Genomic DNA, 23,351 nt, shown 5'->3' with positions numbered 1-23,351 from the left:
GTTCGAGCGGGTGTCGTACCGGCGTGGCTCAGATCTCCGTGCCGATGGCCGCGAACGCCGCCTCGATCAGGTCCAGGCCCTCGTTCAGGAGGTGCTCGCCGATCACGATCGGCGGGAGGAAGCGCAGCACGTTGCCGTAGGTGCCACAGGTGAGGACGAGCAGGCCCTCGGCGTGGCAGGCCTTGGCGAGCGCGCCGGCCGCCTCCGGGAACGGGGTCTTGGAGACCGGGTCCTTGACCAGCTCGATCGCGATCATGGCGCCGCGGCCGCGGATGTCGCCGATGATCTCGTACTTCTCCTGCATGGCCGTCAGGCGGGCCTTCATGATGGACTCGATCTTCTTCGCCTTGGCGTTGAGGTCGAGCTCCTTCATGGTCTCGATGGAGCCGAGCGCACCGGCGCACGCCACCGGGTTGCCGCCGTAGGTGCCGCCCAGACCGCCCGCGTGAGCGGCGTCCATGATCTCGGCGCGGCCGGTCACGGCGGCGAGCGGCAGACCGCCCGCGATGCCCTTGGCGGTGGTGATCAGGTCCGGGACGATGCCCTCGTCCTCGCACGCGAACCACTGGCCGGTGCGGCAGAAGCCGGACTGGATCTCGTCGGCGACGAAGACGATGCCGTTGTCGTTGGCGAACTGCACGATCGCCGGCAGGAAGCCCTTGGCCGGCTCGATGAAGCCGCCCTCGCCGAGGACCGGCTCGATGATGATCGCGGCGACGTTCTCGGCGCCGATCTGCTTGGTGATCTGGTCGATCGCCTGGGCGGCGGCCTCGGGGCCGCAGTTCTCGGCGCCGGTGGGCCAGCGGTAGCCGTAGGCGACCGGGACGCGGTAGACCTCGGGGGCGAACGGGCCGAAGCCCTGCTTGTACGGCATGTTCTTCGCGGTCAGCGCCATCGTGAGGTTCGTACGGCCGTGGTAGCCGTGGTCGAAGACGACGACGGCCTGGCGCTTGGTGTACGAGCGGGCGATCTTGACGGCGTTCTCGACGGCCTCGGCACCGGAGTTGAACAGCGCCGACTTCTTGGCGTGGTCACCCGGGGTCAGCTCGGCGAGGGCCTCGCACACCTCGACGTAGCCCTCGTAGGGGGTGACCATGAAGCAGGTGTGGGTGAAGTCCGCGAGCTGCGCGGAGGCGCGGCGCACGACGGCCTCGGCGGAGGCGCCGACGGAGGTCACGGCGATGCCGGAGCCGAAGTCGATCAGCTGGTTGCCGTCGACGTCCTCGATGATGCCGCCACCCGCGCGGGCCGTGAAGACGGGCAGCACGGAGCCCACGCCGCCGGCCACGGTCTGCAGGCGCCGGGCCTGCAGCTCCTGCGACTTGGGGCCGGGGATCGCGGTGACGATCTTGCGCTCCTGCGGGACAGCGGTCATAGAGGGCTCCTGGGGGGTGTTTTCGGACGCACTTGTGTCTTTGTCCGCAGGCTAGGCCCGGGAGCGGGGGTCCTGCATGCTCCGTTCGGTAGTGATCTCAGCGTGTCCTTGTCCGCCACGGCCATAGAGCTCCGTCGTCCACCTTCCTCGGCGCGGCCCGCGCAAGGACGCTCCAGGCCGCACACCGGGCCGGCAGCCCTTGATCGCGCCCGGTTCCGCAAGGTCACCGGGTGATCATCCCGTCCTCGAAAGCCCCCGTGCCTGCCGCGGTCCCGACTGAGTGTCATGACCGCTGCCGCGAACACGACTTGGGTACACCCACCGGGCGCCGGCGACCACTACATTGAGCGACGCAGCACCGCAGGCACGGTCAGGGGGCAGGGGTTTCATGGACACCGACGGCACGCACGAGACGCGCACGGGCCGTACGGGGCACATTCCGAGACCGGCCACCCCGCCGAAGCCGACCCACGCGCCGACGGCCGGGCCGGCACTGGGGGACTGGCTGCGCTTCCCACGCTCCTCCGACGGGCCGGGCGTGTGGACGTACGGACACGTGCCGCGGGCCGCGGAGGAGCCCGAGGTGACCCCCACCCGCCAGCTGGTCAGCGGAGCCCTGATCGCACTGCTGGCAGGCCTGCTGCTCTGGTCCCTGCTGTGGAACGGCTACCTCGGCGGCTTCTGGCTGTGGCCCCTCTACATGTTCACGCCCGACTCCTGGGCGGGGACCTTCCCCTCCGTCGCGGCCTCGTACATCTGGTACGCCATCGTCGCCACCATCCTGATCGTCGGCTTCGGGCGCCTCGGCCGGTGGCCCGAGCTGCTGGTCCGGCTGCTACGAGGCCGGGCCGCACGTCCGCTGCACTCCGCCGCACCGCCCCGCCCCGAGGCGGGGGGCGCCGACGATCCCGTGCGGTGGCCGCAGTTGCGGGGGGCCGGGCTGGTGGAGGCGGCCGATCGGCTCGAAGGGGAGGCCGGGGGCGGGCGGATGAACGACGTGGACTACGCGCGCATCCGCCGCGCCTGGGAATCCGTGCGCGTCGACCCCTCCCGCATGCGCGCCTTCGCCGACTCCGTCCGCGACAAGGGCGCCGGGGCCTGCGTGCACCCCTCCGGGGACCGGGACCTGCCCGTGCGGGCCGCCCGGCACGACCTCCTGGCCCGACAGGTGCTCCTCGGCACCGTCGAGGACGGCGTCCGCAACCCGTACGCCCGCCGCGGCACATCCCTCGCGCTCGACCCCGACGTGCTCGGCACCTCCCTGCTCGCCGTCGGCCCATCCGGCACCGGCAAGACGCAGCGCCTGGTGCGGCCCGTCGTGGAGTCCCTCGCCCTCCAGGCGCTCGCCGGGCAGGCCGCCGTCGTCGCCGTCGGCGCCGCCGGGGCCCAGCTCGGGCCGGACGCCGCCTACGACGTCGTGGTCCGCATCGGCGACCCCGCCTCCGTCTACGACCTCGACCTCTACGGAGGGGCCACCGACCCCGACGAGGCCGCGACCCTGCTCGCCGAAGCCTTCGTCGGAGACGTCCCCGGGATCGACGTACGCCGTGCGGCGACCGCCCTCGCCCAGCTCCTCGGGCCGTTCCGGGCCGCGTACGGCCGCTTCCCCGCCGTGCCCGAGCTGCGCGAGCTGCTCGACCAGGTCCCGGCCGCCTTCGACGCCCTGCGCCGCGAGCTCGCCGCCGACGGCGCCGCGCGGCACGCCATGCTGCGCGAACTCGACGCCCGCACCCGCCAGCACGGGGCGCACGGGGACCCCGGACCGGCCCTCGCCGACCGGGTGGCTCTGCTGGACCGGCCCGCCTTCGCCGGGTTCTTCGACACCACCGGCCAGGGCCGGCCCTTCTCGCTGCGCGCCCTGGAGCACCCCATCCGGGTCCGCGTCGACCTCCCCGAGCGGGGGCACGCCGACGCCTCCCGGATGCTGGCCCGGCTGCTGCTCGCCCAGTTCAACGCCGCCGCGACCGCCCGCGTCGACCGTTCCCTCTTCGCCTTCCTCGCCTTCGACGACGCCTCCCACACCCTGACCGCGGAGACCGTGCGCGGCGTCCAGCGGCTGCGCTCGGCGCACGCCGGCGTACTGCTCACGCTGCGCACGCTGGACGACGTACCGGAGGCACTGCGCACGCCCCTGCTGGGGGCGGTCGGCTGCCGGATGGCCTTCGCCGGGGTCACCACCTGGGACGGCAAGCGCTTCGCGGAGGCCTGGGGAACCGAATGGGTGGAGACGCGCGACGTCACCCACCGCACGGTCTTCGCCGACCAGCCGCTGACCCGGGCGATCCACGCCTTCCGCAAGCTCGTCACCGGCAAGGCGGTCACCACGGACGCGGTGACGGTGCGGCAGGTGGAACGGGAGCGGTGGTCCGCCTCGGACCTGGCGCACGCCGTGCCGCCCGGGCACGCGGTGCTGTCGCTGACCTCCGTCAGCGGGGAACGGGCGGCCCCGCTGCTGGTCCGCCTGGCCGGAACGGCCTGACCCGCGCCCCGACCCGTACGAGGTGGCAGAATCGAGGGGAGTCGTTCGTACGACACGGCGAAAAGCGTCGGCGGCTCCTCCCCGCTTCCCCTCCCGCTCCCTCCCGCTAAGGCCCCTGGTAACCGATGCCGCTGACCCTCGCCTCACTCGTCCAGCATTCGGCGCTCAAGCTCAGCGTCCGGGCGGGGGAGAGCCGCCTGGACACCCCCGTGCGCTGGGCCCACGTCAGCGAGCTGGCCGACCCCGTCCCCTATATGGAGGGCGGGGAACTGCTCCTGATCACCGCGATGAAGCTGGACGCCGACGACCCCGAGGAGATGCGCCGCTACGTACGCCGCCTCGCCGCGGCCGGGGTGGTCGGCATCGGCTTCGCGATCGGCGTCAACTACGAAGCGATCCCCGACGCGCTCGTCGACGCCGCGCGGAGCGAGGACATGCCGCTGCTGGAGGTGCCGCGCCGGACGCCCTTCCTGGCGATCAGCAAGGCCGTCTCCGCGGCGCTCGCGGCGGACCAGTACCGGGCGGTGACCGCCGGTTTCGAGGCGCAGCGGGAACTGACGCGCGCCGCGCTCTCCGCCGACGGGCCCGCCGAGCTGCTGGCGAAGCTCGCGGCGCACGTGCACGGCTGGGCGGCGCTCTACGACACCTCCGGCGCGGTCGTGGCGGCCGCCCCCGAATGGGCCGCGCGCCGCGCCGCCCGGCTGACCCCGGACGTGGAGCGGCTGCGGGAGCGGCCGGCGCCCGCGAGCGCCGTGGTAGGAGGTTCCGAGGACCGCGTCGAGCTGCAGTCCCTGGGCACCGGCCGGCGGGCGCGGGGCGCGCTCGCCGTCGGTACCGGCGCCCCGCTGGGCACGGCCGAGCGCTACGCCGTGCACTCCGCGGTCGCGCTGCTGACGCTCACCACCGAGCGGTCGCGCTCGCTGCACGACGCCGAGTCCCGGCTGGGGGCGGCGGTGCTGCGGATGCTGCTGGCGGGGGAGCCCGACCACGCCCGGGCCGTGGCCGGGGACCTGTACGGGTCCCTGCTGGACGCGCCGTTCCGGCTGATCGTGGCCGAGCCGGCGCTGGCGGGAACCGCGCAGCCGGAGGGGCTGGCGCTGCTGACCGACACCGTGGAGTCGGCGGCCGCCCGCACCGGGGAGGCGCTGCTGGTGGTCCCGGAGCCGGGACGGCTCGTGGTCCTCGCCTCCGACGCCGGCTCGGCCGTACAGGCGTGCACGGACCACGCGGAAGCCCTGGAGGCCCGGCGCGGCCGGGACGCGGCCGGCCCCGAGCCGGACGAACTGGTGGTCGGGCTGTCCGCGCCCGCCGGACCCGGCGGCGTCGCGGCGGCACTCAAGCAGGCCGACCAGGCCCTCGCCGTGGCCCGCCGGCGCGGCCGCCCGATGGTGGAGCACGAGGACATGGCGGCGGGCTCGGTCCTGCCGCTGCTGGCCGACGACGCGGTACGGGCCTTCGCGGACGGCACCCTGCGCGCCCTGCGGGAGCACGACGCGACGGGCCGCGGCGACCTCGTCGCCTCCCTGCAGGCCTGGCTCTCCCGCCACGGCCAGTGGGACGCGGCCGCCGCCGACCTCGGCGTGCACCGGCACACCCTGCGCTACCGGATGAAGCGGGTCGAGGAGATCCTCGGACGCTCCCTGGAGGACCCCGACGTCCGCATGGAGCTGTGGCTCGCCCTCAAGGCCACCTCCGCCGCCGGCCAGTGAGCCGCGAGGGGCCCGCCCGGCTGCGACAGTGACAAACCGGCGCGACCCCGACGGCAGGTACTACACCCCGGATAAACGCCGAATCCCCCGGGGAGTCCTACGGTGGAGGGGTCAGGACCCACCGCACACTTCCGAAGGGCCGGGATTCGCATGACTTCCACCCACGCCTTCTGGCTCGCCGGCCGCCAGGCCACCGGCGAGGACAGCTTCGACGTCCACTCCCCGTGGGACGGCCGCCTGGTCGGCACGGTCAGCGTGCCCACCGACGAGCAGGTCGAAGAGGCCGTGGCCGCGGCGTACGCCGTGACGGCGGAGTTCTCCGCGACCCCCGCCCACGTACGGGCCGCGGCCCTGGACCACGTGTCCAAGCGGCTCGTCGAGCGCACCGAGGAGATCGCCCAGCTGATCTCCGCCGAGAACGGCAAGCCCGTCAAGTGGGCCCGCGGTGAGGTCGGCCGTGCGGTGTCCGTGTTCCGCTTCGCAGCGGAGGAGGCCCGCCGCTTCAACGGCGGTGAGGCCCAGCGCCTCGACACCGACGCCGGCGGTGTCGGCCGTCTCGCGCTGACCCGCCGCTTCGTCAAGGGTCCGGTCCTCGGCATCGCGCCGTTCAACTTCCCGCTGAACCTGTGCGCCCACAAGGTGGCCCCGGCCATCGCCGTCGGCGCGCCGATCATCCTCAAGCCGGCCCCGGCCACCCCGCTGTCCGGCCTGATCCTGGGCGAGCTGCTCGCCGAGACCGACCTCCCGGCCGGCTCCTGGTCGGTCCTGCCGGTCGCGAACGACAAGATGCCCGCCCTGGTCAAGGACGAGCGCCTGCCCGTCATCTCCTTCACCGGCTCCGACACCGTCGGCTACGCCATCCAGCAGTCGGTGCCCCACAAGCACTGCACCCTGGAGCTCGGCGGCAACGCCGCGGCCGTGGTCCTGGACGACTGGTCCTCCGAGGCCGACCTCGACTGGGCCGCGACCCGCATCGCGACCTTCTCGAACTACCAGGCCGGCCAGTCCTGCATCTCCGTGCAGCGCGTGATCGCCGACGCCTCCGTCTACGACCGTCTCGTCGAGAAGGTCGTCGCGAAGGTCCAGGCGCAGGTCACCGGCGACCCGAACGACGACGCCACCGACGTCGGCCCCCTGGTCTCCCAGGCCGCCGCCGAGCGCGTCGAGTCGTGGGTCGACGAGGCCGTGTCCGCCGGCGCCAAGCTGCTCACCGGCGGCAAGCGCGAGGGTGCCTCGTACGAGCCGACCGTCCTGGCGAACGTACCCGAAGGCGTCAAGCTCGCCACCGAGGAGGTCTTCGGCCCGGTCCTCACCCTGCTGCGGGTCGAGAACACCGACGAGGCCTTCGCCGCGGTGAACGACTCGAAGTTCGGCCTGCAGGCCGGCGTCTTCACCCGCAACGTCCAGACCGCGTTCCGTGCCCACCGCGAGCTCGAGGTCGGCGGCGTGATCATCGGCGACGCGCCGTCCTACCGCGCCGACCAGATGCCGTACGGCGGCGTCAAGCAGTCCGGTGTCGGCCGCGAGGGCGTCCGCTACGCGATGGACGACTACACGTACGAGCGGGTCCTGGTTTTGACCGGCCTCGACATCTGATCTCGTACGGCCGAAGAGCCGACGGCCGGAGCCCACTGTGCGGGGGCTCCGGCCGTCCCCCTTTTCCGGGCCGGGTCCGGCCCCCGGGCCGGGCGGTTCCCCCGACTGGTCCGCCCCGGCTTTTCCCGCGCGGCCGGGCGGGGTACGACTCACAGGTAGCACCGGCCAGTGGGCCGGCACCACCGACTCCGGCGGCGAGGTGAGTCCCCGCATGTCCGCAACACAGCCCGTACAGCCCAGCGGCACACAGCCCAAGGTGACCGAGCGCGAGGCACGACAGGTCGCTGAAGCGGCCCGGGAACAGGACTGGCGCAAACCCAGCTTCGCCAAGGAGCTCTTCCTGGGACGGTTCAGGCTCGACCTGATCCATCCCCACCCGCTCCCCGCCGACGAGCACGTCCGCCGGGGCGAGGCCTTCCTCGCCCGGCTGCGCGAGTTCTGCGAGACCCGTATCGACGGCGCCCTCATCGAGCGCGAGGCGAAGATCCCCGACGAGACCGTGCGCGGGCTCAAGGAGCTCGGCGCCCTCGGGATGAAGATCGACCCCAAGTACGGGGGCCTCGGCCTCACCCAGGTCTACTACAACAAGGCGCTCGCCCTCGTCGGCTCGGTCAGCCCGGCCATCGGGGCCCTGCTCTCCGCCCACCAGTCGATCGGCGTGCCCCAGCCGCTGAAGATGTTCGGCACGCAGGCCCAGAAGGACGCCTACCTGCCGCGCTGCGCCACCACCGCCATCAGCGCCTTCCTGCTCACCGAACCCGACGTGGGCTCCGACCCGGCCCGCCTGGCCACCACCGCCGTCCCGGACGGCGACGACGCCTACGTCCTCGACGGGGTGAAGCTGTGGACCACCAACGGGGTCGTCGCCGACCTGCTCGTGGTCATGGCCCGGGTGCCGAAGTCGGAGAACCACCGCGGCGGGATCACCGCCTTCGTCGTCGAGGCCGACTCGCCCGGCATCACCGTCGAGCACCGCAACGCCTTCATGGGCCTGCGCGGCCTGGAGAACGGCGTCACCCGCTTCCACCAGGTGCGGGTGCCCGCCGACCAGCGCATCGGCGCCGAGGGCGCCGGCCTCAAGATCGCCCTCACCACGCTCAACACCGGCCGGCTCTCCCTGCCCGCCATGTGCGTCGGCGCCGGCAAGTGGTGCCTGAAGATCGCCCGCGAGTGGTCCGGCGTGCGCGAGCAGTGGGGCCGGCCGGTCGCCCGGCACGAGGCGGTCGGCGCCAAGATCTCCTTCATCGCCGCCACCACCTTCGCCCTCGAAGCGGTCGTCGACCTCGCCTCCCAGATGGCCGACGAGGACCGCAACGACATCCGCATCGAAGCAGCCCTCGCCAAGCTCTACGGCTCCGAGATGGCCTGCCTGATGGCCGACGAACTGGTCCAGATCCGCGGCGGACGGGGTTTCGAGACCGCCGAGTCCCTGGCCGCCCGCGGCGAGCGCGCCGTTCCCGCCGAGCAGATGCTCCGCGACCTGCGCATCAACAGGATCTTCGAGGGCTCGACCGAGATCATGCACCTCCTGATCGCCCGCGAGGCCGTGGACGCCCACCTGTCGGTGGCCGGCGACCTCATCGACCCCGACAAGGACCTCGGCGACAAGGCCAGGGCCGGCGCCCGCGCCGCCGGGTTCTACGCCCGCTGGCTGCCCAAGCTGGCCACCGGCCCCGGCCACGTCCCCGGCACCTACCGGGCCTTCCACCCCGGCGGCCACCCCGACCTCTCCACCCACCTGCGCTATGTGGAGCGCAGCGCCCGCAAACTCGCCCGGTCCACCTTCTACGCGATGTCGCGCTGGCAGGGCCGCATGGAGACCAAGCAGGGCTTCCTCGGCCGGATCGTCGACATCGGCGCCGAACTCTTCGCGATGAGTGCGGCCTGCGTCCGCGCCGAGCACCTGCGCGCCTCGGGACAGCACGGCCGCGAGGCCTACCAGCTGGCCGACGCCTTCTGCGAGCAGTCCCGGCTGCGCGTGGAGGAGCTCTTCGGCCGGCTCTGGTCCAACACCGACGACCTCGACCGCAAGGTGGTCGCGGGCGTCCTGTCCGGGACCTACGCCTGGCTGGAGGAGGGCGTCCTCGACCCGTCGGGCGACGGCCCCTGGATCGCGGACGCCGCCCCCGGCGCCTCGACCCGGAAAAACGTGCACCGCCCCATCCGCTGACCTGCGATCATCGCCGCACGTCGGACAGACGTACGAGGATGAGTACGCGTACGGAACCGGTACGCGTACGAGCACAGCACGAGGCGGACGAGAACGATGCCGACGGCCGAGCAAGACCGCACCAGCCGACGGCTGGCCTGGTGCGTGGCGCACCTGCTGCGCCACGCACCGGACCACGTCGTCGTCGACCTGACCCGCCGGCTCGACGGGCCGACCCTCAAATACCTCTGCCGGGACGAATGGCTGGCGGCCTCCACCGTCACCCTGCTGCTGCGCCACGCGGGCGCGGCCGACCGGGGCTACATAGCCCGCAACCCCCGCGTCGTGGGACGGCCCCTGCCCGGCCTGCCCGGGCCCGCCCGCTACGCCCGCCGCCGCACGCCGCCGGAACTCCTGCCCGTGCTCCGCGCCGAGCTGGGCCGCGACCCCGGCGCGGAACCCCTCACCACCGCCGAGACGCTCGGCCTGCTGCGCCGGCACGGCCGGCGCGGACCGCGGGTCCCCCTGGACATCCTGGCGCTGCCCCACGAGCTCGCCCCGGAGCAGCTGATCGCCGAGCACTCCCGCCTGCCTCTGCCGGCCGGCTCCGTCGAGGCCCTGCTGCTCGTCGCCGACCTGCCCCGGGAGACCGTCGGCGGGCTGCTCGCCACCGCCGCGGCGCCGGCGGCCGCCCACTCCTGGCACCGGCCGGCCGTCCGCGCCGTCCGCATGGGCCGACTCACCCACGAGGAACTCGTCACCCACGTCGCCCCCGCCCGCCACACCCTGCTCCTCGGCCACCTTCCCGCCCGCCGCTCCCTGCGCTGGACCCTGCCCGAGCAGGCCGGCATGCAGACCGCCGTGATGCGGGCCCTGCGCCCCCTGGGGGACGACCCGCGGCTGTGGGCGGAGCTGTTGCGGCACGCCGCCCGCCACCCGGGGCCGCTGCCCGCACTGGTTGCGGGCGTCGTCGACGGGACCCTGCCCGAACCGGACGGCGGGGGGGAGGCGGACCCCGAGCTCACCCGGGCCGTGCGCCACCTGGCCCCGACCGCCGCCGAGCCGACCGGCGACGTCGAGCGCGAACTGGCCCTCGCGAGCCTCGCCGTGCCCATGGAGAGCGTCGACGAGGACATCCGCTGGGTGCGCGACTGCCTCGACCGCGGCCTGCTCACCGGCATCGACGTGATCCGGCACAAGCTGCCGGCCTGCTGGGCCCTCGACGAGGACCACTGGCTCGGCGACGTCGACCACCCCGACCGGCACGACCACGCAGGCGCCGTCCTCGCCGCCCACGCGGAGGCGTACCGGCTGCTCACCGTGGCCCTCGGCGAGGACCCGGAGGCCTGGTGGCGGACCGCCCGCACGCTCCCCGACTTCGCCGGAACGCTCCCGCACCTCCTCCTGCGGGTCACGGAAGGGGGCTCCGTGTCGGGCCGCCCCTGACTTGCGGCAACAATGGGGGGCATGAGCGACCGTCCAGCCCCCCTCGCCGACCCGCACCTCCTCTTCGACGCCGCGGCCGGCCGCCGGGACATCGTGATCCTCGGGTCCACCGGCTCCATCGGCACCCAGGCCATCGACCTCGCCCTGCGCAACCCGGACCGCTTCCGGGTCACCGCACTGTCCGCCGCCGGCGGCCGGGTGGCGCTGCTGGCCGAGCAGGCCCGGCTGCTGCGGGTCGAGAAGGTGGCCGTCGCCCGCGAAGACGTCGTACCGGCCCTGAAGGAGGCGCTCGGCGCCGAGTACGGGCCGGGTGAGGCGCTGCCCGAGATCCTGGCCGGGCCGGAGGCAGCGACCGAACTCGCCGCCTCCGAGTGCCACACCGTCCTCAACGGCATCACCGGATCCATCGGCCTCGCGCCGACCCTCGCCGCGCTGCGGGCCGGCCGCACCCTGGCCCTGGCCAACAAGGAGTCGCTGATCGTCGGCGGCCCGCTGGTCAAGGCCCTCGCGAAGCCCGGCCAGATCATCCCCGTGGACTCCGAGCACGCCGCGCTCTTCCAGGCGCTGGCCGCCGGCACCCGCGCCGATGTGCGCAAGCTCGTGGTGACCGCCTCCGGCGGCCCCTTCCGCGGCCGCACCCGCGCCGAGCTGGCACGCGTCACCGTCGAGGACGCGCTCGCGCACCCGACCTGGGCCATGGGCCCGGTGATCACCGTCAACTCGGCGACCCTGGTCAACAAGGGCCTGGAGGTCATTGAGGCGCACCTGCTCTACGACATCCCGTTCGAGCAGATCGAGGTCGTGGTCCACCCGCAGTCGTACGTGCATTCGATGGTGGAGTTCACCGACGGCTCCACCCTCGCCCAGGCCACCCCGCCGGACATGCGCGGCCCCATCGCGATCGGCCTCGGCTGGCCCCAGCGGATCGCGGACGCGGCCCCCGCCTTCGACTGGACCAAGGCGTCCACCTGGGAGTTCTTCCCGCTGGACACCGAGGCCTTCCCCGCCGTCGGCATCGCCCGGCACGTGGGCGCCCTCGGCGGCACCGCCCCCGCCGTGTTCAACGCGGCGAACGAGGAGTGCGTCGAGGCGTTCCTGGCCGGTCGGCTGCCGTTCACAGCAATCATGGATACGGTCTCTGCCGTGGTCGATGAGCACGGGACGCCGGAGTCGGGAACCTCCCTGACCGTCCAGGACGTCCTTGAAGCAGAGGCCTGGGCCAGGGCCCGGGCGCGGGAGATGGCGGCTCGGGCCGCCGCGGAGGCGCGCGCATGACACTTCTGATGACGGTGCTCGGAATCGTGATCTTCGCGGTCGGCCTGCTGGTCTCCATCGCGTGGCACGAGCTGGGGCACCTCTCCACGGCCAAGCTCTTCGGCATCCGCGTGCCGCAGTACATGGTCGGCTTCGGCCCGACCGTCTGGTCGCGCAGGAGGGGCGAGACCGAGTACGGGATCAAGGCCATCCCCATGGGCGGCTACATCCGCATGATCGGGATGTTCCCGCCCGGCCAGGACGGCAAGGTCACCGCCCGGTCCACCTCGCCGTTCCGGTCGATGATCGAGGACGCGCGCTCGGCGGCGTACGAGGAGCTCCGGCCCGGCGACGAGACCCGGCTCTTCTACACGCGCAAGCCGTGGAAGCGCGTGATCGTGATGTTCGCCGGCCCGTTCATGAACCTGGTCCTGGCCGTGGCGATCTTCCTCACCACCCTGATGACCTTCGGGCTGAACACCCAGACCACCTCGGTCGCCACCGTCTCGGACTGCGTCATCCAGCAGAGCGAGAAGCGCGACAAGTGCCGGCCCGGCGACCCGGCCGCACCCGCGAGGGCGGCGGGCCTCAAGGCCGGCGACAAGATCGTCGCCTTCAACGGCCGCCAGGTCGACGACTGGTCCGCCCTCCAGAAGGACATCCGCGCCACCGTCGGCCCCGCCACGATCACCGTGGTCCGGGCCGGCGAGCGCCTCGACCTCAAGGCGAACCTGATCGAGAACAAGGTCGCCAAGACGGACGGCAGCGGCACATACGTCAAGGACGAGTACGTCACCGCCGGCTTCCTCGGCTTCGCACCCGCCTCCGGCTACGTACCGCAGTCCTTCGGCCAGTCCGCCGAGCGCATGGGCGAGATGATGGAGGCCGGCGTGCAGTCGCTGGTCGCCCTGCCGTCCAAGGTCCCGGACCTGTGGAACGCGGCCTTCAACGGGGCCGAGCGCAAGCAGGACAGCCCGATGGGCGTCGTCGGCGCGGCCCGCGTCAGCGGTGAGATCTTCACCCTCGACATCCCCGCCCAGCACCAGCTGGTGTTCTTCCTGAACCTGCTGGCCGGCTTCAACCTCTCGCTGTTCCTCTTCAACATGCTGCCGCTGCTCCCCCTCGACGGCGGGCACATCGCCGGCGCCCTCTGGGAGTCGCTCCGGCGGGGCGTGGCACGGATCTTCCGCCGCCCCGACCCCGGCCCGTTCGACGTGGCGAAGCTGATGCCCGTCGCGTACGTCGTCGCGGGCCTGTTCATCTGCTTCACCCTGCTGGTGATGGTGGCCGACGTGGTGAACCCCATCAAGATCACCTAGTTTGCGGGGCCGTATCCCAGACGTACCGGAGCCGGGCACGGATCGTGCCCGGCTCCCTACGTTCGGGTGGCGCACCCCCTCGGATGCACGGCCCGCCCCTGGGTTGGCGTAATCTCGAAGCCTGGAGCCCGCCGATCTCGGGACCTTGATCCACACCTTGGGGTTGCACAGCAGATGACTGCCATCTCTCTCGGAATGCCGGCCGTGCCGACGAAGCTTGCCGACCGCAGGGTCAGCCGCAAGATCCAGGTCGGCAAGGTGGCCGTCGGTGGCGACTCACAGATCTCCGTGCAGTCGATGACCACCACCAGGACCTCCGACATCGGGGCGACGCTCCAGCAGATCGCCGAGCTCACCGCCTCCGGCTGCGACATCGTCCGCGTGGCGTGCCCGACGCAGGACGACGCCGACGCGCTCGCCGTGATCGCCAAGAAGTCGCAGATCCCGGTCATCGCCGACATCCACTTCCAGCCGAAGTACGTGTTCGCCGCGATCGACGCCGGCTGCGCCGCGGTCCGCGTGAACCCGGGCAACATCAAGCAGTTCGACGACAAGGTCAAGGAGATCGCGAAGGCCGCGAACGAGACGCGCACGCCGATCCGCATCGGTGTGAACGCCGGCTCCCTCGACGCCCGACTGCTGAAGAAGTACGGCAAGGCCACCCCCGAGGCCCTCGTCGAGTCCGCGCTGTGGGAGGCCTCCCTCTTCGAGGAGCACGGCTTCGGCGACATCAAGATCTCGGTCAAGCACAACGACCCGGTCGTCATGGTCAACGCCTACCGCCAGCTGGCCGCCGCCTGCGACTACCCGCTGCACCTGGGCGTCACCGAGGCCGGGCCCGCCTTCCAGGGAACCATCAAGTCCGCCGTCGCCTTCGGCGCCCTGCTCTCCGAGGGCATCGGCGACACCATCCGCGTCTCCCTCTCCGCACCGCCGGCGGAGGAGGTCAAGGTCGGCATCCAGATCCTGGAGTCGCTGAACCTCAAGCCGCGCCGCCTGGAGATCGTCTCCTGCCCCTCCTGCGGCCGCGCCCAGGTCGACGTCTACAAGCTGGCCGAAGAGGTCACGGCGGGCCTGGAGGGCATGGAGGTCCCGCTGCGCGTCGCCGTCATGGGCTGCGTCGTCAACGGCCCGGGCGAGGCCCGCGAGGCCGACCTCGGCGTGGCCTCCGGCAACGGCAAGGGCCAGATCTTCGTGAAGGGCGAGGTCATCAAGACCGTCCCCGAGTCGAAGATCGTCGAGACCCTCATCGAAGAGGCGATGAAGATCGCGGCGCAGATGGAGGCCGACGGCATCACCAGCGGCGAGCCGACCGTCGCCATCGGCGTCTGAGCCATCCGGCCACCGGCACTCGGCCCCGGCCCCGTTCCCGCAGTTCGGGAGCGGGGCCGGGGCTTTTTCGTGACCTGTGGACGCGGCATCGCCCGGCGCCGCCGGGTACAGTGCGGAGATCAGCAGACTTGCATGGTGAGGCCCCAGTGTTGACGCAGACCACCACCCGGGTCCTTGAGCCCAGTGATCTCGACGCCGCGCTCGACATCCTCGGACGCGAGCCGGTCGAGAACGCCTTCGTCACCTCCCGGGTCCAAGTCGCCGGACTCGACCCCTGGCGCCTGGGCGGCGAGATGTGGGGCTGGTACGCCGGCGGCGAGCTCCGCTCACTCTGCTACGCCGGAGCCAACCTCGTGCCCGTCTGCGCCGAGCCCGACGCCGTACGGGCCTTCGCCGACCGGGCCCGCCGCACCGGCCGCCGCTGCTCCTCCATCGTCGGCCCCGCCGAGCCCACCCGGCGGCTGTGGCAGCTCCTGGAACCCAGCTGGGGCCCGGCCCGCGAGGTCCGCGCCCACCAGCCCCTCATGGTCATCGACCGTCCCTCCACCACGGTCGAGGCGGACCCGCTGGTCCGCCGGATCCGCAAGACCGAGATGGACCTGATCATGCCCGCCTGCGTGGCCATGTTCACCGAGGAGGTCGGCGTCTCGCCGATGGCCGGAGACGGCGGACTGCTGTACCAGGCCCGCGTCGCCGAGCTCGTCGCGGGCGGCCGCTCCTTCGCCCGCGTCGAGGACGGCAAGATCGTCTTCAAGGCGGAGATCGGCGCCGCCACCCCCCGCGCCTGCCAGATCCAGGGCGTCTGGGTGGCCCCCGAGTTCCGCGGCCGCGGCCACTCGGAGACCGGGATGGCCGCCGTCGTCGAGTACGCGCTGCGCGACGTGGCGCCCGTGGTCAGCCTCTACGTGAACGACTTCAACACCGCGGCGCGGGCCGCCTACCGCCGGGTGGGCTTCCGTGAGGTCGGCGCGTTCATGAGCGTGCTGTTCTGAACCGCCGGACGACTCGGACGCGGCATTCCGGCACACCCTGACCCCGAAGTAAGGTCGCCGCATGCTGCCTTCCGGAGTCCGTATCGGCCCCCTCGACCTCGCCGCCCGCGTGGACGAGGCCCTGCGCGTGCAGGCCGTCGCCTTCGGCCTCAGCGAGGAGGAGGTCGGCATCCGGCGCTACATCGTCAAGCGCCACATGACCTGCAGGGGCGCCCGCGCCCTCGGGGCCTTCGCCGAGGACGGCGCGCTCACCGGATTCGTGTACGGGATGCCCAACGACCGCACCCACTGGTGGTCCACCATCGTCGAGCCGTACCTGCGGTCCGGCGGGCACGAGGACTGGCTGGACGACTCCTTCGTCATCACCGAACTGCACGTCCACCCCGGCTTCCAGGGCCACGGCGTCGGCCGCGCCCTGATCACCACCATCACCGACGCCGCCGCCGAGCCCCGCTCGATCCTCTCCGCCATCGACACCGAGAGCCCCGCCCGCGGGCTCTACCGTGCCCTCGGCTACGTCGACCTTGCGCGCCAGGTCCACTTCCCGAGCGCGAGCCTCCCGTACGCCGTCATGGGCGCCCCACTGCCGCTGACCAGGGCCTGAAATGGTTTTCGGGGTCCACGGGCCCCCGGTAACCTCCCGGGCATGTCCACACATCACGTACAGCGCATGTCCCGCCTCATGGCCAAGACCCTCCGCGAGGACCCGGCCGACGCCGAAACCCTCAGCCACCGGCTCCTGGTCAGGGCCGGATACGTCCGGCGCAGCTCCGCCGGTGTGTGGGCGTGGCTGCCGCTCGGCAAGCGGGTCCTGGACAACGTCAGCCGCGTGGTCCGCGAGGAGATGGACGCCATCGGCGCCCAGGAGGTGCTGCTCCCGGCCCTGCTGCCGAAGGAGCCGTACGAGGTGAGCGGCCGCTGGTCGGAATACGGCGACCTGCTGTTCCGGCTCAAGGACCGCAAGGGCGCGGACTACCTGCTCGGCCCCACCCACGAGGAGATCTTCACCCTGGTGGTGAAGGACCAGTGCACCTCGTACAAGGACCTGCCGGTCATGCTGTACCAGATCCAGACCAAGTACCGCGACGAGGCCCGGCCCCGGTCGGGCGTGCTGCGCGGCCGCGAGTTCCAGATGAAGGACTCGTACTCCTTCGACGTGTCCGACGAGGGGCTGGAGGAGTCCTACCGGCTCCACCGCGAGGCCTACGTCCGCATCTTCGAGCGGCTGGGCCTGGACCACCGCATCGTCTCGGCGGTGTCGGGGGCGATGGGCGGGTCGGCGTCCGAGGAGTTCCTGGCCCCGGCCGGGGCCGGTGAGGACACCTTTGTGGACTGCCCCTCCTGCGACTACGCGGCCAACACCGAGGCCGTGACCTTCGCACCGGCGGCCCCCGTGTCCGCGGAGCACCCGCCCCTGGAGGAGGTGGACACCCCCGACACCCCGACGATCGAGACCCTCGCCGCGCACCTGGGGGTCCCCGCCTCGGCGACGCTGAAGAACCTCCTGGTGAAGGTCGACGGCGAGATCGTCGCCGTGGGCGTGCCCGGGGACCGGGAGGTGGACCTCGGCAAGCTGGGCGAGCACCTGGCCCCCGCGGTCGTCGAGCTCGTCACCGCCGAGGACTTCACCGACCGGCCCGACCTCGTCCGCGGGTACGTGGGCCCGCAGGGCCTGGAGAAGGTCCGCTACCTGGCCGACCCGCGGGTCGCTCCGGGCACCGCCTGGGTGACGGGCGCCAACAAGCCCGACACGCACGCCCGCAACGTGGTCTGCGGCCGTGACTTCGAGGTGGACCGGTACCTGGACGTGGTGGTCGTGGAGCCGGGCGACCCCTGCCCCTCATGCGGCGCCGGGCTGCGGCTCGACCGCGCGATCGAGATCGGGCACATCTTCCAGCTCGGCCGCAAGTACGCGGACGCCTTCGGGCTGGACGTGCTGGGCCGCGACGGCAAGCCGGTGCGGGTCACGATGGGCTCCTACGGCATCGGCGTCTCCCGCGCGGTGGCCGCACTCGCCGAGCAGACGGCGGACGAGCGCGGCCTGTGCTGGCCCGCGGCGGTCGCCCCGGCCGACGTCCACGTCGTCGCGGCGGGCAAGGCGGTACCCCTGGCTCTGGCCGAGCAGGCGGCGACGGCCCTGGCCGCGTCGGGGCTCCGGGTCCTGCTGGACGACCGGCCGGGCCTCTCCCCGGGCGTGAAGCTCACGGACGCGGAGCTGATCGGCGTGCCGTGGATCCTGGTGGCGGGCCGCCGCTCGGCCGACGAGGTCGTCGAACTCCAGAACCGCGCCACGGGCACCCGCGAGGAACTCCCCCTGACCGAAGCCCTCGCCCGCTTGCGCGAAGCCGCCCCCGCCGGCGCCTGAGGCACGCAGCCCGTAACCGCCCCGACTTCCCCTCAGCCCCGCCGGGTTCGAGGCGCGGGGAGCCTGGCCATTTCAGCCCCGCCGGCGCCTGAGGCGCGCGTCCGGGCGGAGCCCGGCTCCCTCAGCCCCGCCGGCGTTTGAGGCGCGGGGCCAAGGGCGGAGCCCTGGGGAAACGGTGAAAGGGGCGGGGCGGGGAGAAGGCCCCGCGCAGCGGCTACGGCGGGGACTCGTCCGGGTACGGCGGCGGCTCGGCGGCCCCGAGGGCTCGCTCCTCCGCCGCCCGGTCGAGGGCCGAAGGCCCGCCGTCCGACCCTGCGGCGTCGACCTCGGCCGGCGCCTGCGCGGTGTCGACGGCGGCCGGCGCCTCCGCGGCGTCGACCTCGGCCGGCCCGGGGCCTTCGGAAGCCGGGCCGGCCGAGGCCGGTTCCTCCCGCGCGGCAGCCGCCGGAGGCGGTGGGGCGGCGCGTTCCAGGAAACGCAGCAGCTCCACCGGAAACGGCAGCACCAGCGTGGAGTTCTTCTCGGCGGCGACGGCCACGACCGTGTGCAGCAGGCGCAGCTGAAGCGCGGCGGGCTGCTCGGACATGACCTCCGCCGCCTCGGCGAGCTTGTGCGAGGCCTGCAGCTCCGCGTCCGCGTTGATCACGCGGGCCCGGCGCTCGCGGTCGGCCTCCGCCTGCCGCGCCATCGACCGCTTCATCGTCTCCGGCAGCGACACGTCCTTGATCTCGACCCGGTCGATCTGCACGCCCCAGCCCACCGCCGGGCTGTCGATCATCAGCTCCAGGCCCTGGTTGAGCATCTCCCGGTTGGACAGCAGATCGTCCAGGTCGGACTTTCCGATGATCGACCTGAGCGAGGTCTGCGCCATCTGCGAGACGGCGAAGCGGTAGTCCTCCACCGCCACGACCGCGTTCGCCGGGTCGACGACCTTGAAGTACACGACCGCGTCGACCCGCACCGTGACGTTGTCCCGGGTGATGCCCTCCTGCGCGGGTACCGGCAGCGTCACGATCTGCATGTTGACCTTGCGGAGCCGGTCGATCACGGGAACGATCACCGTGAAGCCGGGAGGCCGGATCTCCTCCCGCAGCCTGCCGAAGCGGAAGACCACGCCCCGCTCGTACTGCTTCACCACCCGGGCGGCGGCGCCCATGTAGACCGCGACGCCCACGCCTGCGGCGACCACTGCTGTCAGCAGTTCCTCGACCATGACGGCCCCCTGCCGGACATACCTACCTCTTTACGGTATGCCCACGGGAGGGTCCGGTCGATCAGGCCGCCTACAGCCAGGCCGCGAACTCCAGCAGGAGCTCCGCGTCCCGGCGGCGCCCCGCGGCCAGGGCGCGGTTGCCCGATTCCACCGCCCGGAAGAGGGTCCAGCCCCGCAGCCGGTCCCGGTCGACCTCCAGTGCGTCCGCCAGCTTGTTCACCCGGCGCCGGGCGCCCGCCGCCCCCGCCGAGGAGGCCATCTGGTCCTCCAGCCGGTCCCGGACCAGCCGCGCCAGGTCATACGCCCGCTCGCCGACCAGGGGGTCCGGTCCCACCGTCAGCCACGGTGCCCGCTCGCCCGCCAGCACCTTGCCCTGGCGGAAGTTCCCGTGCAGCAGCAGGTCCTCCGGCGGCGCCGCCACCAGCTCCTCGCGCGCCGCCAGGGCCGTGTCGGCCAGCGTCCGCACCTCCGCCGGGGCAGCCTTCAGCGCCGCCGACTGGGCGCCGGTGCGCTCCGCCACCGTCTCCCACCCGTGCCCGGCGGGCGGCGCCACCCACAGCCGGCGCAGCGTGCCGCTCGCCTCCAGCAGCGCCTTCGCCTCCGGCAGGGACCGCAGCGACACCTCCGGGTGCAGCCGCTCCAGCAGCAGGGCCCCGTCGTCCTCGTGGTGGCGGGTGTCGAGTACCCGTACGGCGCCGAAGCCGCCCCAGTGAGCGAGCGCGGCCAGCTCCCGGTCGGGCCGGGCGTGCGGGGGCGCGAGTTTCAGAGCGGCCGGGGTCCCGTCCGCGTAGGTGACGAGGACGACCAGACTGCTGCGGCCGCCCGGGGCCTGCACCCGCTGGGCCCGTAGGCCCCGCCGGGAGAGCGCGGCCTCGGTGAGCCCGGGCAACTGCCCCAGCCAGTCCGTGTCCTGCGCCGTTCCCGGCATCTCGCCGAGCGCCCGTACAAGCCGCTGCGGCGGTTCGAAAGCCATGCGTGCGTGGTCCCTTTCAGCTGGTGAGGGCTCGCTATGCGCGTTCCGTGAGCCCTGGGAAGGCTACGCCGACACCGCGCCAGCGTGCCGCGCGCACGGCCGCGGCGCTCAGCGCGTCGGCCGCCTCGCGGCGCAGCGGGCCCTCCGCCGCCCGCACCAGATCGGAGTACGCACCGGCCACCCGGTCCTCGACCACCGCGGCCAGCCGCTCGGCGTCGGCGGGGCTGCGCACCTCGAACGGCAGGGCGTACGCGGCCTCAGAGGGCCGGGGCGCGCCGCCCAGCTCGCGCACGGTCCGGGCCAGCGCGTCACGCCGGGCGAGGTGGCTGCCGTACGCCTCCCGGGCCTCCGTGGCGCGGGCGCCGGTGCTGCGCGCGCCGATCACCCCGTACCCGTACGCGGCCGCGTGCTCGGCGGCGAGGGCCGCCTGGGCGGCCTCCAGGGCCCGTCCGGCGGGGGAGGGGTCGGGCTTCACGGCTTGGCTCCGGGAGTCGAGGTCAGCAGGTACACGTGCACGGCGCCGCAGGCGGCCACCGAGGCCAGCATCCGGGCCAGTTCCCCCGGCGCCCCGGCCAGGTCGATGGTCCGGGCCTCGGACAGGCTCCGCTCTGCGTCGGCGAGGGCGGTGAGGGCTTCGGCGGGATTGGCGGACACCGGCTCGCCGCTGGCCGCGGGCGCCGCGGCCCCCGTACCGCCGGACGGCGACGCGGCGGGGGAGGGCGAGCCCGACGCGGCGGCGGGGGACAGGGCCGCCGTGTGCGCGGCGACGGCGGCGCGCAGGGGAGCGAGCCGCGCGGCCAGGTCCGGATGGGCGGCGGCCGTGGCGTCGTAACGTTCCAGCAGCCGCGCACTGTCACGAACGGCCGCCTCCCGCATCCGCCGTTCGAGTGAAATCGCCGGGTCGGAGGCCGCTGAACGGTCGTCGGTGCACCCGGTGAGCAGCGCGGCACCGGCCGCGCCGGCGGCCCCGGCGAGCAGGCTCCTGCGCGAAGGTCTCGAAGGCGGAGTCCAGGGCACGGCGTCGTCCTAGGGGGTGTGGGGCGGGGCAGGGTGTGATCACGGTACCCGGGGCCCTGCTCGGAGGGCGGACGGCAACACCCCCTGACACCGGATACCCTTTGACCTGACACGCGACGGAAACCACAACAGCACACGCGGCCGAGGAGTCACCCGGATGAGCACGACCCAGAGCGACAGGCTGCGCGGACTGCTGGAGCCGCTCGTCGCCGCCAAGGGCCTGGACCTCGAAGAGATCGAGCTGTCGCGGGCGGGCAAGCGCCGGATGCTGCGGATCATCGTGGACTCCGACGAGGGCGTGGAGCTGGACGCGTGTGCCGAGCTGAGCCGTGAGGTCTCCGACAAGCTCGACGAATCCGATGTGATGGGCGAGGACGAGTACGTCCTCGAGGTGAGCTCCCCGGGCGCCGACCGCCCGCTGTCCGAGCACCGTCACTTCGTACGGGCCATCGGCCGTCTCGTGAAGTTCCAGCTGTCCGCCGAGGACGGCAAGGGCGCCGAGGAACTGGTCGCCCGCATCCTCGACGTCGACGACGAGGGCATGGACCTCGAAGTACCGGGCGTGAAGGGCCGCAAGGCCACCGCCCGCCGCATTGCTTTCACCGACATCGCCAAGGCGCGTGTCGAGATCGAGTTCAACCGCAAGGACAAGAAGGAAGAGGAGGCGTAGCCGTGGACATCGACATGAGTGCCCTGCGGGGTCTGGTCCGGGAGAAGGAGATCTCCTTCGACCTGCTCGTCGAGGCGATCGAGTCGGCCCTCCTCATCGCGTACCACCGGACCGAGGGGAGCTTCCGCCGCGCCCGCGTCGTGCTGGACCGCACCAACGGTCACGTGGTCGTGTGGGCGACGGAAGACCCGAGGGATCTCGAAGAGGGCCAGGAGCCCAAGGAGTTCGACGACACGCCGTCGGACTTCGGCCGGATCGCCGCGACGACTGCCAAGCAGGTGATCCTCCAGCGTCTGCGCGACGCCGAGGACGACCTGACCTTCGGCGAGTTCGCCGGCCGTGAGGGCGACGTCATCACCGGCGTCGTGCAGCAGGGCAAGGACCCCAAGAACGTCCTCGTCGACATCGGCAAGCTGGAGGCCATCCTGCCGGTGCAGGAGCAGGTCCCCGGTGAGGACTACCCGCACGGTCTGCGCCTGAAGGCGTACGTCGTGCGTGTGGCGAAGGGCGTCCGCGGCCCGTCCGTGACCCTCTCGCGCACCCACCCGAACCTGGTGAAGAAGCTGTTCTCGCTGGAGGTCCCGGAGATCGCCGACGGCAGCGTCGAGATCTCGGCGATCGCACGTGAGGCTGGTCACCGCACCAAGATCGCCGTCCGGTCCACCCGTTCGGGTCTGAACCCCAAGGGCGCCTGCATCGGCCCGATGGGCAGCCGTGTGCGCAACGTGATGGCCGAACTGCACGGCGAGAAGATCGACATCGTCGACTGGTCGGACGACCCGGCGGAGATGGTCGCGAACGCGCTGTCACCCGCCCGGGTGAGCAAGGTCGACGTCGTCGACTGGGACTCCCGCTCCGCCCGGGTGACCGTGCCCGACTACCAGCTGTCCCTGGCCATCGGCAAGGAGGGCCAGAACGCCCGCCTCGCCGCGCGGCTCACCGGCTGGCGCATCGACATCCGTCCCGACACCGAGGCGTCCCCGGACGCGGACCGGGACCGGGACGGGGAATAAACCGGTACCGGCCGGGGCTACCCCGACGGTAGACAGGATCCACACGGCCGCTGCCGAGGGCAGCGGATCAAGACAACACAGCAGCCGTTCGATCTTTACTCCGGCACTCGTCGGGGGAGAGGTCGGTACGGGGAGGTAGACTTAGGCGTGTCTGGCCGGACGCAAGCCCGCGCATGCCCCGAACGCACCTGTGTGGGGTGTCGGGAGCGAGCGGCCAAGAGCGATCTGCTGCGGATCGTGGCGATCGAGGACGAATGCGTCCCCGATCCTCGCGGTACGCTGCCCGGCCGGGGTGCGTACGTGCACCCCGCCGTGGTCTGCCTCGACCAGGCGGTCCGCCGCCGGGCGTTCCCCCGGGCCCTCAGGTCCGCCGGAGCGCTCGACACGGCGAACCTGCGCAAAGCCGTGGCCGGGAAAGCCGGGACCACAGCGTAAAGAAGTAGTACGGC

General features: G+C 72.8%; 19 protein-coding genes. 14 read left to right on the top strand and 5 right to left on the bottom strand.

The annotated features are described in order from the left end of the window. Positions 1-28: 28 nt before the first annotated feature. Entirely contained in the window at positions 29-1,375 is a 1,347-nt protein-coding gene (gene gabT / locus AB0F82_RS06105) for a 4-aminobutyrate--2-oxoglutarate transaminase (RefSeq protein WP_356813330.1), read from the bottom strand. A 388-nt stretch (positions 1,376-1,763) separates the two neighbouring features. On the opposite strand from gabT, the gene AB0F82_RS06100 reads away from it, so the two are divergent. From AB0F82_RS06100 to AB0F82_RS06050, 11 genes are all read left to right on the top strand, one after another. Continuing rightward, positions 1,764-3,854 (top strand): ATP-binding protein, encoded by a 2,091-nt coding sequence (locus AB0F82_RS06100; protein ID WP_362624496.1) that lies wholly within the window; start codon positions 1,764-1,766, stop codon positions 3,852-3,854. 125 nt (positions 3,855-3,979) lie between these two features. Further along, entirely contained in the window at positions 3,980-5,563 is a 1,584-nt protein-coding gene (locus tag AB0F82_RS06095) for a PucR family transcriptional regulator (protein ID WP_362624494.1), read from the top strand. A gap of 150 nt (positions 5,564-5,713) precedes the next feature. Beyond that, positions 5,714-7,159 carry an aldehyde dehydrogenase family protein gene (locus AB0F82_RS06090; RefSeq protein WP_030037191.1) on the top strand — a complete coding sequence of 482 codons (1,446 nt, stop codon included), beginning with the start codon at positions 5,714-5,716 and terminating at the stop codon, positions 7,157-7,159. A gap of 211 nt (positions 7,160-7,370) precedes the next feature. Next, positions 7,371-9,329 carry an acyl-CoA dehydrogenase family protein gene (locus tag AB0F82_RS06085; RefSeq protein WP_362624492.1) on the top strand — a complete coding sequence of 653 codons (1,959 nt, stop codon included), beginning with the start codon at positions 7,371-7,373 and terminating at the stop codon, positions 9,327-9,329. Between the two features lie 96 nt (positions 9,330-9,425). Then, positions 9,426-10,754, top strand: coding sequence for a hypothetical protein (locus AB0F82_RS06080; protein ID WP_362624490.1), 1,329 nt, complete (start codon positions 9,426-9,428; stop codon positions 10,752-10,754). 21 nt (positions 10,755-10,775) lie between these two features. Next, positions 10,776-12,029: a 1-deoxy-D-xylulose-5-phosphate reductoisomerase gene (gene dxr / locus AB0F82_RS06075; protein WP_356813325.1), complete on the top strand. Its 1,254-nt coding sequence runs from the start codon at positions 10,776-10,778 to the stop codon at positions 12,027-12,029. Next, a complete protein-coding gene (locus AB0F82_RS06070) occupies positions 12,026-13,327 on the top strand; it encodes a M50 family metallopeptidase (RefSeq protein WP_362624489.1) in 1,302 nt (433 codons plus the stop codon). Before dxr ends, AB0F82_RS06070 begins: the two co-directional genes overlap by 4 nt. Before the next feature lie 174 nt (positions 13,328-13,501). After that, entirely contained in the window at positions 13,502-14,659 is a 1,158-nt protein-coding gene (gene ispG, locus AB0F82_RS06065) for a flavodoxin-dependent (E)-4-hydroxy-3-methylbut-2-enyl-diphosphate synthase (RefSeq protein WP_030651122.1), read from the top strand. A gap of 146 nt (positions 14,660-14,805) precedes the next feature. Beyond that, positions 14,806-15,651: a GNAT family N-acetyltransferase gene (locus tag AB0F82_RS06060; RefSeq protein ID WP_362624486.1), complete on the top strand. Its 846-nt coding sequence runs from the start codon at positions 14,806-14,808 to the stop codon at positions 15,649-15,651. 61 nt (positions 15,652-15,712) lie between these two features. Next, the gene (locus AB0F82_RS06055) at positions 15,713-16,255 is read left to right on the top strand and encodes a GNAT family N-acetyltransferase (RefSeq protein WP_362624484.1); all 543 of its coding nucleotides are present in this window, start codon (positions 15,713-15,715) and stop codon (positions 16,253-16,255) included. Between the two features lie 42 nt (positions 16,256-16,297). Next, entirely contained in the window at positions 16,298-18,016 is a 1,719-nt protein-coding gene (locus AB0F82_RS06050; protein ID WP_362624482.1) for a proline--tRNA ligase, read from the top strand. A 214-nt stretch (positions 18,017-18,230) separates the two neighbouring features. Here the strand turns inward: AB0F82_RS06050 and AB0F82_RS06045 are convergent, their stop codons facing one another. From AB0F82_RS06045 to AB0F82_RS06030, 4 genes are all read right to left on the bottom strand, one after another. After that, the gene (locus tag AB0F82_RS06045; protein WP_362624480.1) at positions 18,231-19,229 is read right to left on the bottom strand and encodes a slipin family protein; all 999 of its coding nucleotides are present in this window, start codon (positions 19,227-19,229) and stop codon (positions 18,231-18,233) included. 70 nt (positions 19,230-19,299) lie between these two features. After that, complete coding sequence (locus tag AB0F82_RS06040) at positions 19,300-20,202, bottom strand: aminoglycoside phosphotransferase family protein (protein ID WP_362624478.1); 903 nt, start codon at positions 20,200-20,202, stop codon at positions 19,300-19,302. A 34-nt stretch (positions 20,203-20,236) separates the two neighbouring features. After that, positions 20,237-20,677, bottom strand: coding sequence for a ferritin-like domain-containing protein (locus AB0F82_RS06035; protein ID WP_356814365.1), 441 nt, complete (start codon positions 20,675-20,677; stop codon positions 20,237-20,239). Further along, positions 20,674-21,219: a hypothetical protein gene (locus tag AB0F82_RS06030; protein ID WP_362624476.1), complete on the bottom strand. Its 546-nt coding sequence runs from the start codon at positions 21,217-21,219 to the stop codon at positions 20,674-20,676. Before AB0F82_RS06030 ends, AB0F82_RS06035 begins: the two co-directional genes overlap by 4 nt. A 157-nt stretch (positions 21,220-21,376) precedes the next feature. On the opposite strand from AB0F82_RS06030, the gene rimP reads away from it, so the two are divergent. From rimP to AB0F82_RS06015, 3 genes are all read left to right on the top strand, one after another. Beyond that, a complete protein-coding gene (gene rimP / locus AB0F82_RS06025) occupies positions 21,377-21,889 on the top strand; it encodes a ribosome maturation factor RimP (protein ID WP_362624474.1) in 513 nt (170 codons plus the stop codon). Between the two features lie 2 nt (positions 21,890-21,891). Beyond that, positions 21,892-22,902, top strand: a complete 1,011-nt coding sequence (gene nusA, locus AB0F82_RS06020; RefSeq protein WP_356814362.1) for a transcription termination factor NusA — start codon at positions 21,892-21,894, stop codon at positions 22,900-22,902. Positions 22,903-23,049: 147 nt separating this feature from the next. After that, positions 23,050-23,337, top strand: a complete 288-nt coding sequence (locus AB0F82_RS06015) for a YlxR family protein (RefSeq protein WP_030823921.1) — start codon at positions 23,050-23,052, stop codon at positions 23,335-23,337. Positions 23,338-23,351 lie beyond the last annotated feature (14 nt).

Source organism: Streptomyces virginiae, from assembly GCF_040638905.1.
GTDB lineage: Bacteria > Actinomycetota > Actinomycetes > Streptomycetales > Streptomycetaceae > Streptomyces > Streptomyces virginiae_B.
Note: the sequence above shows the minus strand (reverse complement) of the source record. Positions and strands in the feature narration are given on the sequence as shown.

Excerpts from the sequence above, each read along its gene's own strand:
- gabT (WP_356813330.1), bottom strand. The coding sequence starts at position 1,375 with ATGACCGCTGTCCCGCAGGAGCGCAAGATCGTCACCGCGATCCCCGGC.
- AB0F82_RS06100 (WP_362624496.1), top strand. The coding sequence starts at position 1,764 with ATGGACACCGACGGCACGCACGAGACGCGCACGGGCCGTACGGGGCAC.
- AB0F82_RS06095 (WP_362624494.1), top strand. The coding sequence starts at position 3,980 with ATGCCGCTGACCCTCGCCTCACTCGTCCAGCATTCGGCGCTCAAGCTC.
- AB0F82_RS06090 (WP_030037191.1), top strand. The coding sequence starts at position 5,714 with ATGACTTCCACCCACGCCTTCTGGCTCGCCGGCCGCCAGGCCACCGGC.
- AB0F82_RS06085 (WP_362624492.1), top strand. The coding sequence starts at position 7,371 with ATGTCCGCAACACAGCCCGTACAGCCCAGCGGCACACAGCCCAAGGTG.
- AB0F82_RS06080 (WP_362624490.1), top strand. The coding sequence starts at position 9,426 with ATGCCGACGGCCGAGCAAGACCGCACCAGCCGACGGCTGGCCTGGTGC.
- dxr (WP_356813325.1), top strand. The coding sequence starts at position 10,776 with ATGAGCGACCGTCCAGCCCCCCTCGCCGACCCGCACCTCCTCTTCGAC.
- AB0F82_RS06070 (WP_362624489.1), top strand. The coding sequence starts at position 12,026 with ATGACACTTCTGATGACGGTGCTCGGAATCGTGATCTTCGCGGTCGGC.
- ispG (WP_030651122.1), top strand. The coding sequence starts at position 13,502 with ATGACTGCCATCTCTCTCGGAATGCCGGCCGTGCCGACGAAGCTTGCC.
- AB0F82_RS06055 (WP_362624484.1), top strand. The coding sequence starts at position 15,713 with ATGCTGCCTTCCGGAGTCCGTATCGGCCCCCTCGACCTCGCCGCCCGC.
- AB0F82_RS06050 (WP_362624482.1), top strand. The coding sequence starts at position 16,298 with ATGTCCACACATCACGTACAGCGCATGTCCCGCCTCATGGCCAAGACC.
- AB0F82_RS06045 (WP_362624480.1), bottom strand. The coding sequence starts at position 19,229 with ATGGTCGAGGAACTGCTGACAGCAGTGGTCGCCGCAGGCGTGGGCGTC.
- AB0F82_RS06040 (WP_362624478.1), bottom strand. The coding sequence starts at position 20,202 with ATGGCTTTCGAACCGCCGCAGCGGCTTGTACGGGCGCTCGGCGAGATG.
- rimP (WP_362624474.1), top strand. The coding sequence starts at position 21,377 with ATGAGCACGACCCAGAGCGACAGGCTGCGCGGACTGCTGGAGCCGCTC.